Here is a 14,640-nt window from a genome sequence, read left to right as displayed (position 1 = left end):
TCCGGATATACAACTGGCGCATAAAGCCTTGCGTTTTGTTGATCGTTGATCCCTTGATCTCCCTCTGACTCAACAGTCGACGCTCGAGTAAAGATAATTCAGAGAATCTGAATTATGTAATTGCCTGAATAATTAGATGGCGCGCCCTAGAGGATTCGAACCTCTGACCTTTGGAATCGGAATCCAACGCTCTATCCAACTGAGCTAAGGGCGCGTAGGGTGTCTGCTGGGCCGGCAGTATGGCAATGCGTGAAGTACAACGGGGACTAATGTGGGGCACAGGATATGACAGGCTGGACGGCAAATCAACCTGAGTGCGACACGCCGGCCAATCTGGCACCCGGAATTCAAGGACTTAAGTGCCTGGACTGAGGGTCGTGTACAAAACCTGCTCACCAACCAGGCTTGTGACAGCCTGAAAGCAGAATCCTACTTAAGCGCCGAGAGTCTCGCTGTACCGCCGGTTGAGGTCAAATCATGGCCGTGGTGCTCGGCCAGCCAAGCGATCATCTGCTGAGCAGGCAGTGGGCGGCTAATGTAATAGCCCTGAGCAATGTCACAGCCGAGCTCGCGCAACGCGAGCAGGATAGGCCCCGATTCAACCCCCTCTGCTACGACCTTGAGGCCGAGGTTGTGCGCAAGCTCGACGGTGGAGCGCACGATCTGTGCGTCACCCGAATCCTTCATCATGTCCATAACGAAGGATTTGTCGATCTTCAACTCGCAGGCCGGTAACATCTTCAGATACGACAGCGAGGAGTAGCCGGTGCCGAAGTCGTCTATCGAGAGCGGGATGCCGGCTGATTGCAGTGCGCGCGCGTTCTTCAATGCCGTCTCCGGGTCGTCCATGATGGCGCTTTCGGTGATCTCGAGCGTTACCCACTTCGCGTCGATGGCAAGACAACGGGTGACTTTTTCGACCAGCATCATGTCCTGCAGCAGACGCGCGGATAGGTTTACCGCGACCCGAATCTTATAACCGCGCCGATGCCAGTCGCGTGCGTTAGCAACGGCTGACTTCAGCGTCCACTCGGTGAGCGGCCAGATCAGACCGGTGTTCTCAGCCACCTCGATGATCTCCTCCGGGTTGATGAATCCCTTCTCCGGATGATCCCAGCGCAGCAGCGCCTCGGCCCCAACGACGGCACCGGATGCGACATCAATCTTCGGTTGGTAGAATACTGCGAGGCGGTCCTGGTCGATCGCCGGACGCAACCCGGTGGAGATCAGCATACGCAAAGAGTTTTTCACAGCGAACTCAGGCTGATACAGGGTCACACCAGTGTGCATGCGCTTGGCGGCGTACATTGCCGTATCCGCGTTCTGCAGCAGCGCCTCGGCCGTGTCGCCGTGATCAGGATAGCGCGCTATCCCGATGCTGGCTCTGATCTCGAGCGCAATATCGCGCACCGGAAATGGAGCCTGCAGGGCCCGCAGCAGACTCTCGGACAGAGCGATGCCGTTCTCATCGCCGCCGCGCAGCACAATCGCGAACTCATCGCCGCCGATGCGGGCGAGCACTGCATCTTCGTCTTCATTCATGCATTCTGTGAAGCGTTGCGCGATCTGCCTGAGCATTTGGTCGCCGACGCTGTGGCCGAGAGCGTCGTTGATCTCCTTGAACTTGTCCAGGTCGATCAGCAATAGCGCGATAGAGCCGTCCCCAGCCCCACCGTCCAGCATGTGTGCGAGCTGGCGCCCAAGATAATATCGGTTTCCCAAGCCGGTCAGGGCATCATGCATCGCCTGATATTCGAGCAAGTTGCGCTGTTCAACGCGCTCGGTGATGTCGCGCACGAACACTGTATATAGACTCTCGCCCTCCATATCCATGCGACTCAAGGCGAGCTCGACCGGAAAGCGGACGCCGTACGCCCGGCGCGCGCGGCCTTCAAAGACACCGATCGGCGCAGCCATGGGCGTCGCTTCCAGGTCCATCGCACCCGGCGGCAGCGATTCTATCCATTCTCCGACCGGCCGGCCGATCAGTCCAGTTGCCGGCGCGCCGAACAGGCGTTGCGCCGCCGGATTGACCGAGGCGATGCTTCCGTGCTCGGTACAGGTAAGAATCGCATCGATGCTGTTATCCACTACGGCTGACATCATTGCGTCCTTGCGTCGCAGGTCGAAGGCCTGAAGCAGCAGGCGCAGATGCTGTTGTTCCAGGCGCGTGACAAGGGTAAAGGCATAACCAAGTACGAGCAGGCTGAACAGTGGCGCAACTGCGACGAGAAGATTCCATTCCTGGTACAGTAACAGCGAAGTGCCCAACACCGCGAGCAGGCTCGAGACTGTAAAGACGAGTCCGCCACGCCAGCTGTCACGGTGCAGCATCCTGCCCATCGCTAGCGCCAGCAGAACCACGGCAAGCAGGTTCACCGCACCGGGTGCTGCTCGCAATCCGCCGTTTCGCAGAGTCTGATAGGCCATCGCCTGTACGACCGCGCCTGGCAAAGCGCGATATACCGGCACGGGCAGGATGTCGCCGAGCTCAATCGCGGTCGCGCCGACGATCACGTGCCTGCCGCTCAATTCTCTGGTATCTACCTTCCCATCCAGCAAATCCACGAAGGAATAGCGCGCGAAACTGGCAGGGTCGATGCCGAAGTCGATGCGGACCTCGCGACCGAGATAATCTTCTCTCCCGCTCATCAGCACACCGGCAAGCGCTGCTGTACCCTCGCCCATACGCCATGATCCCTGGATGCGTCGCACGAGACCGTCGCCATCGGGCTGCAGATTAACCGACACTTGCGTACTGCGAGTAAGAAATTCCGGCAGTGGTATCACGGCGATGAGTCGATGTTGTTCCAGACTGCGGTCCGGCTGGACAAATGTCGGCATCATCACGCGCTCACGGGTGAAGAATGACAAAGCCTGCGCCAGCAACGCGTCTCCAACGGGATCCGAGGTCGCACTGAAGTCCACGTCGTAGAACACGTCGGCGACACCCGCTTCACGGAGGCGGTCCAGCAGTTGTGCGTGGTAGCGTCTCGGCCACGGCCAGCTGTCCAGGCGCCGCAGGCTGTGGGCGTCGATTTCGACGATCACGAGATCGCTCTCCTCGACATCTCGGTCGAGCGCGGCGATCAAATCCTGCAGGCGCAGATCTAGCGGCCACAGCCACCCGAGTGTGGTGGCGCACAGTGTAAAGGCCAGCGCCAGGACGATAGGAGTACGCAAAATCCTCGCCAGGTGACTGACAGCGGCATTCGTACGCGGTGTGCTCATGCTCGCATGCCAGTCCCCGCCGGGACGCGGGATCGGAGATTACAGACCGGGCAGGTTTCTGATGATATTGACGGCTGTGTTCGTAGTATCGGACACGGCATCGTTAACCGTGGTCACGACTGCTTCTGGTGCTACGTCAACGGTGACGTCAGTGACCATCACGTCCAGACTCACCACCGGGGTATCGCCCAGATCGAGATCCACCGTTGCCGCCGCACCGGTCGAGGGGTCGAGGCTGAGTGAGGCGCCCATTACAGCGGCGGGTGTGGAGATGTCTCCCAGAGTGACCTCGCCGATCTCGACCGATGTTTCGCTGACATCAATCACCGGCGCGGCGTCACCGCTGATGAATATCTCGCCCAAATCGACGGACGTCGCGCCGAGGCCGAGGTCGCCCACGGAGGTCGCACCAAGGCCGACGGAGATCTCTCCGACCTCGATCTGCGGCGCGCCGCCCAGATCGATTGAAGTTTCCCCCATGCTGATCGAGGCCGCACCCACGTCGATGCCCGGAACGTCGGCATCCAGGCTGATGGCCGTCTCGCTCACACTGACAGCGCCGTCGCCTACGTCGATCATCGGTGTAGCGCCAACGTGAAGCGCGGCATCGACGCCCACCGTCGTGGCGCCGGTCTCGAGCTCTGCGGCTGCGCTACCAGACGTATCCAGGGAAGTGTCGAGGTTCATAGAACCGACACCGATATCGATCTCGCCACGGGTAGCTCCCGCAGGCCCTGTGCTGTCCACAACGCGGATCGGCCCTGTCATCGGCGTCGTCAGCGACTGTTGATCTTTCAGAAGGATGCGCTCGTCATTCCTGGACTTGACCGCAGCCTGGCCCGGTTCGAGGGTCAAACGCGATTTCCCGTCCGGCGTATGCACCGCGAGGCGTCCCTCCATCAGCGCCACCGTGCTCGCGTCCGCCGTGACCAGTATATTGAAGGTCGTACCCTTGACCACCGAGACGAGGTACGGGGTCTCCACCTCAAAGCCGCCCTGCATACGCTGCTCTATCTGATATAGCATCGAACCCAATGACTGAAATACACGATCGATGAGACCACCATTCGAGGACCGCGGCTCGGATACCTCGAATCGTGTCCCGGAGACCACCGTCACACGATCACGGCCGTGCCCGAGCACCAACCGTCCGTCGTCGCCGGTCTGCGCCATGAACGGCGGTGACAGCGCCAAGCCCGACACACCTGCCACCACCTGCCCGGTGGCGTCCTGTATATGTACCTCTCCTGAGATTTCGTGGATCGACCAGGTTAAGGCAGTCGCTGCCGCCCCGGCGGGAGACAGCATCAGACTGACACAGAAAAGGAGGGAGAGCAGGAGTAGCCGAGTGTACGATATGGGCATGTCAACCTCATGATTGATATGTTTTTTAATCGATACCCCCCCAGGCTTGGCCCAGTCTTACGGCGTGGCTCAAGTGAACGGTCGCCAAAGTGTAGCGGCGGGCTCAAGATATTCTTGAGTGAAACGATAAGGAATTGCCATGCCTATCCAATATGAGTGAGCGGCCGACGCAATCCAATGATTTTTATATTGATAGTACTGTTTCTCCTCTCGCCGGCCGCCGCACATGCCGCCAGTACCCCGCTGGAAAGGCTGAAACCCGACCAGATCGAGCGCCAGATCGAGAATCGCCCGGCGCCAGACCCCGTTGCGCCTTCCGTGGCGGGGACAGCGACAGCGGCGGACTCCGAACTGGCGGAGCAATCCCTCGTGCTGGCCGGCGTGCTGATTGAGGGCGCCACCGTCTATCCGGCACTGGATTTCCTGCCGTACTACCAGGTAGACCTCGGCACACGGGTCACTGTATCCACCCTGCGTGGCATCGCCGAGGCGATCACTCGCCATTATCAGAACGACGGCTACTTTCTCTCCAGCGCCTTCCTGCCGGCGCAGGATATTCAATACGGCATCGTGCGCATCCGTGTGCTCGAGGGTTATTTTGCCGGCTGGAGCAGTCCCGGTTTGGTCAGCCCGCCCGACCCACTGATTACGCAATGGCTGGAGCCGGTCATGCGGCAACGACCGGTGCGCAAAGAGCTGCTCACCGCGGCGGTAATCAAGATCGGCACCCTGCCCGGGCTCAGCGTGCGCCCTCAGGTGCGCGCGGTCACCGGGCAGGCGGGCGCCTACGAACTCCTGCTCCCGCTCGAGCGGCGGCATCTCGACGGGAGCCTCAACATCGACAACCGCGGCAGCGAATTCATCGGACCGATACAGGGCATCCTAGCGCTGCGCGCCTACAACCTGACGCGGCACCATGAATCGTATCAGCTGAGGCTGGCCACGGCGGCGCAGACCAGCGAACTGACCTACATCGACGCCGCGACCGAATGGCTGCTGCCGTACGACGGACTGCGCCTGCAGGCGAGCGTGACCCGGGTCGGCTCTGATCCGGGCGGAAGCCTTGAACTGCGCGACGCGCACATCGAGAACAGCCGTTATCGCTTAGGCCTGAGTTATCGCCTGCTGCGCACGAGCATTGCGGAGAGGACCCTGGGCGTTTATCTCAACCGCTATCATTCACGGACGGATCTCGATGGCGCCAAACGGCTGGAAGACAAGCTGACCGGCTTGAATCTAAATTACCGCCATGGATGGATTGACGAACGGGGCGCGACCCATTCACTGACCGCGTCGATCAGCCGCGGACTGGCCCTCGGCGACACCAGCGTGATCGATACAGTCCTCGGCATGGGCGTCGGGACGCCTGGTTACACGAAGTTGAACCTCGGTTACGGTGGAAGATATCGGCTCGGCAGACAGTGGGATCTCAGCGCCCAGCTTGACGGGCAGTACGCGCGCGATGAACTGCCATCGTCCGAGCGCTACAGCATCGGCGGGCCTCTGTTCGGACGCGCCTACGATCCCTCTGAGTTGACCGGTGATCACGCCCTCGCCGGCCGAATGGAGCTGGCCGAACGCGACGGCCCGGCGTGGCGTAGCTGGCGCTTCGCGCCGTACGCGTTCTACGACCTCGGCGCGGTGTGGCAACACGGGCGTGAGAATATAGACGCACGCGCCTCCGCCGCATCGGCCGGCCTCGGCGCACGCGCGCACATCGCAGCACTTTCCCTTACAGCAGAACTGGCCAAGCCGTTGACACGTCCTGTGTCGGCGGAAGGCGCGGAGGGAGACGAGGCGCGCATCTTCGGCAGCCTGAATTATCGCTTCTGAAGGCGGCGCGACCGGTTCAGCCCGGCGGTCGCACCTGTTCGGCGAGGTGCCGGTATTGCAAACCGTAGAACATCTCGAGATAACGCCGCGTCTCGCCCCGCTCCAGGTTGGTAACGTATTTCCAGAATCCATAGGTGCGCGAAAGCGTCATCATGCGTTCGGCATAAAGCGCCCAAGTGTAGTGCTTGCGCACGCGCTCCAGCGCTTGAGCCGAAATGCGCTCCCAGTAGCCAGCCTCCCCTTTGGCGCGGGCGAAGAATTCCGCGATGATCGCCGCCGCCTGCACGCCGTGGTTGGGATCGATGTGGAAGCCGGAAATGTGGTCCTGGATGATCTCCAGAGGGCCGCCGTAGCGTGTGGCGAAGGTTGGCAGACCCGCACTCATCGCTTCAATCACGGTGAGGCCGAAGGCCTCGAACAGCGCCGGCTGTACGAATGCGCCGCGGCTGTCGGCCACGCGGCGGTACAGTTCTCCGGCAAGGTTCTTTTCGAGCTGAAGACCGAGCCAGCGCACCTCGCCGTCGAGCTGATAGCGGTCGAACAGTTCATGCATGCGCTCGATCTGCGACTGTTCCTCCCGATCTGCCGAGCGTCCGGCGTCGACATGACCGGCAACAATGAGTAGATTGGTCGTCGCACGCAGCTCGGGATTAGTTCCGAACCATTCCACCAGTCCGGTAATATTCTTGATGCGGTCGAGACGGGCCATCGAGAACAGCAGCGGTCTGCCATGATCGCGAATAACGCCGCGCGCGTCGGGACGCGGGTCTCCGCCATAGATGAGCGCATCTATCTCCTCGTGCAGCATGCGCAGGCGCCGCGTGTCTTCGCTGTATGGGAAGTAAACCTCGGAGTCCACGCCCGGTGAGACGATGTTGAACTTGGGATCGAACATCTCTATGCCCTTCACGACGCGGTAAAGACCGGGCAGTGTGTACGCACCGTAGCTTTCGTACTGGCCCACGCTGTCTTCGTTGCCAGCGATTTCCTGATAGGTGCTGGTAATGATGAAATCTGCGGCGTTCATCGCAATCAGGTCGGCGGTGAACTGGCAGGCGAAATGATACTGCTCGTCATTCGCACGCCAGTAAAGATCAGACATGATGTACTTCGGTTTCTCGAGTGCATGCGCGATATTGCACTGCGTCACGCGCAGGCGGTGTGCGAGCAGGGTCGCAACCAGGTTGCCGTCCGAATAATTCCCGATGATCAGGTCGGGACGTCCGGCGAGAACGCCCAGAATCTCCTTCTCGACATCGATGGCGAACTGCTCCAGGTACGGCCAAACCTCGAAACGCGAGATCCAGTGTGGCACGACGCCTCCTTCCGGATTTCGAAACGGTACGCGTAAAATGCGTGCATGCTCGGTACCGATCACCGGCTCGATGCGCTGGTCGCAGGTGGTTCCGCGCGCCTCCGGGATCAGCCGCGTCACTACCAGTATCTGCGGGTCGATATCGAGTCCCTGCTCGGTGAGACGGCGCCTCATCTCCTTCTCAAGCGCCCGCACCTGGTCCAGGATATAGACGACCTGGCCGCCGGTGTCCGGCAGGCCGAGCACATTAGCCTGCGCGAAATACCCGTGCGGGGTCAGGATAACCAGATTGAAGATCATCGGGATACCACTGAGGAATCGCTCGAGATTGCCGGGATCCGGCGCCTCGAGGATGTCGGTCAGCAAGGACAGCATGACGCGCATGCGCACCACAGTACGCCCCCAGCCTGGCTCGAAGCCGAGTCCCTGCATGGAGTGCGCCACATCGCCCCACTCCGCGTCCTGCGGCTGCCCCGCCAGATACGTCTCGGCATGGCGCAAGTTGCGGCGCAGATCTGCCACGGTGCGAACACGGTCGTTAAGCATGAGCTGGCGGCCCTGGATCTGATGCACGGAGAGGAAATCATGGAGATGCTGATTTCCTTCACCGCCCTCCTGAAAGAGCTCGCTCGACAGGCGGCGGTTGAGAAATTCCACACCACGTCCGATCGAGCGCGATTCCCGCAAGCGGGGAAACTCACGACTGAACGGCTCGATATCGAACTCGATCGTCCACGGATCCCCCGCTTTTGCGCCGTTCACCAGCCGCTCCTTGAACGCGAGGAAGTCCTCAACGCCAACCGCGGCGGCGTCGAGCGACTCGGCGTGGATGCGATAGTACTGCCAACAGGCGATGTAAGGACGTAACGCGAGATAGATCCACGCCCCGTCAACGGCCGCCTCCTGCGCTGAGCGCATGGCGCCATAGAGCGGTGTCCGATCCAGTCCCAGCCCAGGGTGCTCCACGCACAGCGCCCGGCATTCATCGAGAATCTCGGAGCGCAGCAGGAACGGCTTGCCGTATCCGAGCAGGCGGCGCAGCAACAGAAGCGCGGCCTCGCGCTGCTCCTTCACATAGGTATCGAGCATGGTCGCCATGTCTCAGGCATCCCGACCAGGGGCCGCATCACTCATCCGCGACACCCTCCTTTACCTTATCCCGGGTGCGCCCGCGCAGGCTGCCGAGGAAATCGTAATGTTCTATGCCTTCGAGAATACCCCAGGCATGCCGTCCATCCGCGAAATAGACCCGATCGTGACCGCGCAGCCGTTCGAGCTCCGCACTGTGATTGCCGACTACCACGCCAAGCGTCGCACCGGACAGCATTTCTTCGTCGTTTCCGGAATCCCCGGCCGCCAGGATGTTGTTGAATGGTATGCCCCACTTGTCCGCGAAATAGCGCACTGCAGCGCCTTTCGATGCACGCACAGGCAGCAGATCGAGAAACGCGTGGTGCGAGTAGATGACGTTGACATGTACGTCGAGCCGGCGGAGATGGCGAACCAGATCGCGCGGCCCGGGTGCACGCTGCGGATCGAGGTAATAGCTGATCTTGTACTGGCGCTGCTCATCTTTCGGCTGCATCCTGAGCCCGGGTATATCGCGCAGGACCCTGCGCACGAGCTCCGGCTCCCACAGGTAGTCGATGTGGCGGAACCAGCTGTCGTCATCTATCCGCTTTGGCCCGTAATGGATCTCGCTGCCGGCGGCAGTGATAAAGAAATCGGGGTCTGGCACACCCCATTCGCGCAGCACCTTCACTGCGCTGTCGAGGCGGCGGCCAGTGGCAATGCCGAATCCAATGCGCCCCGGCGCTGCATCAATCTGCTGCAGCAGCACTTTCAGTGCCGCGCGGTCACCGATCAATGTGTTGTCGATGTCACACACCAGGATGCGGTCACATACGGGCAGTTTGCTCTTTAGTGTGGAGGAGATACGATGCCTGCTGGCCCGCTCGGGCCCCAGGACCCGCTCGATTTCCTTTAGATAGGTGATCACATGGCCCTGCCAGGAAAAATGACGCTTGGTCCCGGCGATCCCGGCACGTGACCAGCGGCGCCAGCGGCGTCGATTGCGCAGCGCGTCGAGCAGGGCCTCGCCGAGCTGCGCGGTGTCAAGCGAATCGACCAGAAGGCCGTTGCGGCAGTACTTGACGATGTCGCGCGGCCCCCCGTCGCGGGTCGCGACGATCGGGAGACCGCTGGCTGCAGCTTCGAGCAGCGTCAGGCCGAACGGCTCGGTCAGTGCCGGATTGACGAACACGCCCCGGCTCTTCGCCGCCCAGCGATAGAGTTCAGGCACATCCTCGGGCTGATGCTGCTTGGGATAGGCGATGTGGCCGTAGAGATCATAGCGATCGATCAGAAACATGATTTCGCTCAACACACGCCGCGGTCCCTTTTCCATCGCCAGCACGTCGGCACGGGTGCCGGCGATCAGTACCAGATTGGCGAGATCGCGCAGGCCGGGGGTCTCCGCGTAGGCACGTATCAATCCGGCCAGGTTCTTGCGCGGATCCGGACGCGCCAGGGCGAGGATGACCGGCCTGAACGGCTCGCTCAGGAACCGCGCGACCTGGCGCCGGATCGCAGGGTCATTCGCGCCAGGCGCTGGCGGATGGAAGCGCTCCAGATCTATGCCGGGGGGGATGACCACCATGCGCCCGGGCTGGTAATTGTCGTAGCGGCTGTACTGGACCTCCACTTCCTGCTGCGTGCTCGCCACCACGAATGCGGCATTGTCGAGCGCGATGTTTTCGGCCTCGATGCGCTGGCTTATGTGATACTGACCCTCGATCGTCTCAGACCGCAGGCCCTTTTCCAGCAGGCGCTCGCGCTTGACATGTCCGAGCGAGTGGCCTGTGAAGACCAGCGGCGCCTCGAGCAGGCCGGAGAGCTGCACGCCGACATAGCCGGCATCGGCATAGTGGGCGTGGATCACGTCGGGCACTCGCCGCACGCGCCGGATGTGTTTGAGCGCCTGATCGGCGAACGTATCGAGGTGTGGCCATAGCACCTCCTTGCGTAGATAACGGCGCGGTCCGCAGGCCAGGCGCACGATAAACGCATCGGGGCCGACCTGTTCCAGCGGAACGGAGTAATCAGAATCGATCTTTGCATCATGGATCTGGCGTGTGAACAGATCGACGCGACCGACAGCGGGATGCTGCGCCAGCGAGCGCATCAGCTCCAGGACGTACTTGATCTGCCCCCCCGTATCGGCATCGCGCCCGAGTTCGAGATTGTGTCCGCGGATCAGGCCGTGGATGCTGAGCAGAACGATGTAGAGACTGCCGTCGCCGTTAGGCATGGTGCTCAGCCTCACATCGCTCCAGGCTTTCGCGATACGTGCGATCTGGCAGGATGTCGAAGACCGGCTGTCCGCGTCTCAGCGCGACTACAACGAGACGGGTTGGACGATCTTCATTACGATTGAGCGCGGCGAGGTCCATCCCCCAGTCCCGCATGGTGGGGCGCATGCTCGCTGGGCAGGCGCGTGAACTCCGGGTTCGTCATCAGCTGGTGCCCTGCGTATATCTGCTGCAGCGACTTCGAGGCCGTGAGGTCGATATACCAGCGGAGATCAGTCGCTGTCTTCATGAGCCACCATGTGTCCGGATCGACTTGCGACAAAAACCCGCCGGACTCAAGCACCCGGATCGGAATCCAGGCCTGATTCCGACAGGGGCTGCAGCGCCGCGGATGTATCCTTGATCCTCATCGCCGCGAGCAGATCGGCGAGGCCATCCCCGATCTGCATCAGCGACTGATCGGGCAGTCGGCGCAGGGCATCGATGAGCGCACCTTGCGCGGGACGGGGTGCCAGCGCCAGCAGTTCGGACCCGGCAGGGGTGATATAGAGGCGCACCACGCGCTGGTCGGGGCCGCTGCGCTGTTTCCTGACCAGCCTCTTTTTTCTCAGCTTGTCGACCAGATTGGAGGCCGTCGAAGGATGGATGGAAAGCGCGGCGCCGAGCTGGGCCAGGCTCCGGCCTGGTTCGGCGAACAGCTCCCATAAGGCCCATAACTGGGTCGCACTGACCCCGCACTGCTTTTCGACCCAGCGCGAATGCGCCTGCACGGAACGAACGACGATGCGCAACGTCTGCAGGATCATCCGCGCCCGCTCCTCCCGGCTATCGGCGGCTGGCGCCTCGGCCTGTGTGGGCACCGGTTGGGTGTGCTCATTTGCGTCGCTCATGCGGCTATTATATTTGAACAAAACTATTTTAGCCAAAACAATTAAATATAAATATTAAATACAGTCGATTAACATCATTCTATCCGGGTATTCAGGCGGCACGGGCGCTGGTTATGTAGGGGCTCGTTTCATATAAATAAGTATTGGTCGACTTACTCGTCACCCCGGCCCTGACAATATCAGCTGTGGTGCGACAGAACCATCGGGGGATTGAGTCAAGATCCGGCATGGATAGCGCGCAAAAAAAACCGGCCCCGTATCAACGGGGCCGGTTCCTGATGCCAAACGACGTATCTCGGCCGTTACTCGGATACCTCCTGCCTCAGGTCCCGATCACGCCGCCGTTGTTCTTGCTGATCACGACCACCGAGGAACGCGGTTTGAACACCACCTGCGTACTCGCCGTGGTGGAACCGTTGATGCCGCTGTCAGGCCAGGTGGAATTGTCGGTGAAGGTGGTCACCCAGTCCTCGCCCGGATGCTGGATGCCGACGAACATCGTCTTGCCGTCCGGCGTGCCGGTCACACCGGTGACCTCGCAGTTCTTGGGGCTGGTGAGGAAGCGGCGCGTCTCGCCGGTGACCGGGTCGGCGCACATCATGACGTTGCCGCCGATATTCACCCAGTCGCCAGTAGCGTTGCCGACCTGGTCGGTCTGGATCCACAGACGGCCGTTGCGATCGAACCACAGGCCGTCCGGCGCACCGTAATCGTCGCCGTTGATATTGCCATGGTAGCCGATGCTCTGGCCGCCAAATTCTCCGGGGGTATAGCTGCCGCCCAGCGTCTTGCTGGTGGACTTGTCGCCGCACTGCACGAACAGATCCCACGCGAAGGTAGTAGCATCGGCCCGGCCATTGGCATCCCGCCAGCGGATGATGTGGCCAAAGTCGTTGTCGGGCCGCGGGTTGGCGGCGTCCACCGGCGGGTTAGCGCTGGCAGCGTTGCTGGTACCGTCCGGATTGTTGCTGGAAACCGGTGTGTTGCCGCGGCGGCTGTTGTTGGTCAGCGTCATGTATATCTCGCGCGTCACCGGGTGTGCCGCGCCCCACTCGGGCCGGTCCATCATGGTGGCACCGAGGCGGTCGGCCGCCTGGCGGCACTTGATCAACACCTCACCCTGGTCGGCGAAACCGTTCTCCGGCGTCAGGCCGTTCTGGCCCCATGCCAGCGGCAGCCACTCGCCGCTGCCGTCCGCATTGAACCGGGCAACGTACAGAATGCCGTCGTCGAGCAGATCGCGGTTCGCCTTCTGATTACGGGAGTTGTACTTCCTGGCGCAGACGAACTTGTAGACGTATTCATTGCGCTCGTCGTCGCCCATGTACACCGCCACGCGATTCCTGTCATCCACCATGACTTCGGCGCCTTCGTGCTTGAAGCGGCCAAGCGCGGTGCGCTTGACCGGAGTGCTGTCTGGGTCGAAGGGATCGATCTCCACCACCCAGCCAAAACGGTTGACCTCGTTGGGGTGCAGATCGGCGCGGAAGCGCTCATCCACCTCGTGCCAACGGTAGCCGAATCCGCCCTTGACCACCCCGTAACGGGTCTGGCCCTTGACGATGGTCTGCTTCTGGTCCAGATCGTCTACGCCCTCGACATCACCGGTCTCGTTGGAGAAATAGCCGTTCCAGTTCTCCTCACAGGTCAGATAGGTACCCCATGGCGTGTAGCCATGCGCACAATTGTTCAGTGTGCCAAGCACACGGCGGCCGGAGGGATCGGCGGACGTCTTCATCAGTGTGTGGCCGGCGGCCGGGCCGCTGATCCTGCACGGAGTGTTGCCGGTGATGCGACGGTTGAAGGGCGAATAGCGAACGACCTTCCACTCACCGCGGTCGCGTCCGATCAGATCCTTGCCGACGGCAACGACATTGACTCCATGGGCCGCCTGCTGGGCACGCACCATGTCCAGGGTGAGGGCCGCCGTGGCATAGTCCGCTGCGGGCGTGATGTTGTTGACCAGCGGGGGGTCGCAGTATTCACTGTTGGTCACGAGCAGACCGCGGATATTGCCCAGCGCGCCCGGAAACGGGAAGTAGTGCATGCCGTCGGTATGGGCGCCGTAGCTGTGCAGCTGGGTCTCCTCGTCCATGGCGCCGGCGGGATCCCAGTGCGGGGCCAGGGTCAGGGAATCGCCCCAGGACACCAGCACGCCGGCACTGTAGCCGTTCGGCACGGTGACGCCATCGGTCATCGGTATGATGTTGGCCGGAACGGAGGAAAACCCGATGCTGCCCATCGGTACGTGGCCAGCCTCGGCATAATTGATGACGCTGTCCACGAGATTTCCGCCCAGTACCGCAGCTGCGCCCGCACCGGCGGTCGCGCCGAGGGACGTCTTGAGGAAACTGCGGCGATTGAGCTTGTACTGATCGATAAGATCGTGGATGGATTCGTTACCGGATGCATTGCTGGACTTGATCTCGGCTGTGACAACCTTGCTGTCGGGGTGCAGCTTGCTGCTCATGTGAGTCTCCTCATTTTGAATTTTGGCGAGGATATGGGATGCCTGTACCTGAGCGATCCGGGCATCCCCTCGCTCCTTAATAATGTTCCGGTAAATACTGACGGATTCAGGCCGTCTAAAGCCTGCGCAGCCTGTGTTCCTGCCGCATCACAATGCCGCCGTCCGCATCGATGCCGGCTCTCCGGCGATGGGCCATTACGCCTTCACCGGTCCTGCCGACCAACA

Annotated in this window: 8 protein-coding genes and 1 tRNA gene; 1 reads left to right on the top strand and 8 read right to left on the bottom strand. The window is 61.4% G+C overall.

Translation table 11 applies throughout. The annotated features are described in order from the left end of the window. Positions 1-137 precede the first annotated feature (137 nt). The 3 genes from IPK65_13660 to IPK65_13650 form a co-directional block, all read right to left on the bottom strand. Positions 138-214, bottom strand: a tRNA-Arg gene (locus tag IPK65_13660). A gap of 215 nt (positions 215-429) precedes the next feature. Next, positions 430-3,231: an EAL domain-containing protein gene (locus tag IPK65_13655; protein ID MBK8164131.1), complete on the bottom strand. Its 2,802-nt coding sequence runs from the start codon at positions 3,229-3,231 to the stop codon at positions 430-432. A 39-nt stretch (positions 3,232-3,270) separates the two neighbouring features. Continuing rightward, on the bottom strand, positions 3,271-4,539 hold the full coding sequence (locus IPK65_13650) for a hypothetical protein (GenBank protein ID MBK8164130.1): 1,269 nt from the start codon (positions 4,537-4,539) through the stop codon (positions 3,271-3,273). 246 nt (positions 4,540-4,785) lie between these two features. On the opposite strand from IPK65_13650, the gene IPK65_13645 reads away from it, so the two are divergent. Further along, the gene (locus IPK65_13645) at positions 4,786-6,429 is read left to right on the top strand and encodes a ShlB/FhaC/HecB family hemolysin secretion/activation protein (protein ID MBK8164129.1); all 1,644 of its coding nucleotides are present in this window, start codon (positions 4,786-4,788) and stop codon (positions 6,427-6,429) included. 16 nt (positions 6,430-6,445) lie between these two features. Here the strand turns inward: IPK65_13645 and IPK65_13640 are convergent, their stop codons facing one another. The 5 genes from IPK65_13640 to IPK65_13620 all read right to left on the bottom strand — a co-directional run bounded on the left by IPK65_13640 (position 6,446) and on the right by IPK65_13620 (position 14,415). Beyond that, positions 6,446-8,833 (bottom strand): sucrose synthase, encoded by a 2,388-nt coding sequence (locus IPK65_13640; GenBank protein MBK8164128.1) that lies wholly within the window; start codon positions 8,831-8,833, stop codon positions 6,446-6,448. A 37-nt stretch (positions 8,834-8,870) separates the two neighbouring features. Further along, positions 8,871-11,054 (bottom strand): HAD-IIB family hydrolase, encoded by a 2,184-nt coding sequence (locus IPK65_13635; protein ID MBK8164127.1) that lies wholly within the window; start codon positions 11,052-11,054, stop codon positions 8,871-8,873. A gap of 116 nt (positions 11,055-11,170) precedes the next feature. Further along, the gene (locus IPK65_13630; GenBank protein MBK8164126.1) at positions 11,171-11,344 is read right to left on the bottom strand and encodes a hypothetical protein; all 174 of its coding nucleotides are present in this window, start codon (positions 11,342-11,344) and stop codon (positions 11,171-11,173) included. A 46-nt stretch (positions 11,345-11,390) separates the two neighbouring features. After that, positions 11,391-11,945 (bottom strand): winged helix-turn-helix transcriptional regulator, encoded by a 555-nt coding sequence (locus IPK65_13625; protein ID MBK8164125.1) that lies wholly within the window; start codon positions 11,943-11,945, stop codon positions 11,391-11,393. A 322-nt stretch (positions 11,946-12,267) separates the two neighbouring features. Further along, positions 12,268-14,415, bottom strand: a complete 2,148-nt coding sequence (locus tag IPK65_13620; protein ID MBK8164124.1) for a PhoX family phosphatase — start codon at positions 14,413-14,415, stop codon at positions 12,268-12,270. Positions 14,416-14,640: the final 225 nt, after the last annotated feature.

It is taken from the genome of Gammaproteobacteria bacterium (genome assembly GCA_016712635.1).
GTDB lineage: Bacteria > Pseudomonadota > Gammaproteobacteria > SZUA-140 > SZUA-140 > JADJWH01.
The sequence above is the reverse complement of the archived record's forward strand: the minus strand, read 5'-3'. Positions and strand labels throughout refer to the sequence as shown.

What these genes read in the sequence shown, in the direction of transcription:
- IPK65_13655 (MBK8164131.1), bottom strand. Translation starts at nt 3,231, where the DNA reads ATGAGCACACCGCGTACGAATGCCGCTGTCAGTCACCTGGCGAGGATT.
- IPK65_13650 (MBK8164130.1), bottom strand. Translation starts at nt 4,539, where the DNA reads ATGCTGTCTCCCGCCGGGGCGGCAGCGACTGCCTTAACCTGGTCGATC.
- IPK65_13640 (MBK8164128.1), bottom strand. Translation starts at nt 8,833, where the DNA reads ATGCTCGATACCTATGTGAAGGAGCAGCGCGAGGCCGCGCTTCTGTTG.
- IPK65_13635 (MBK8164127.1), bottom strand. Translation starts at nt 11,054, where the DNA reads ATGCCTAACGGCGACGGCAGTCTCTACATCGTTCTGCTCAGCATCCAC.
- IPK65_13630 (MBK8164126.1), bottom strand. Translation starts at nt 11,344, where the DNA reads ATGAAGACAGCGACTGATCTCCGCTGGTATATCGACCTCACGGCCTCG.
- IPK65_13625 (MBK8164125.1), bottom strand. Translation starts at nt 11,945, where the DNA reads ATGAGCGACGCAAATGAGCACACCCAACCGGTGCCCACACAGGCCGAG.
- IPK65_13620 (MBK8164124.1), bottom strand. Translation starts at nt 14,415, where the DNA reads ATGAGCAGCAAGCTGCACCCCGACAGCAAGGTTGTCACAGCCGAGATC.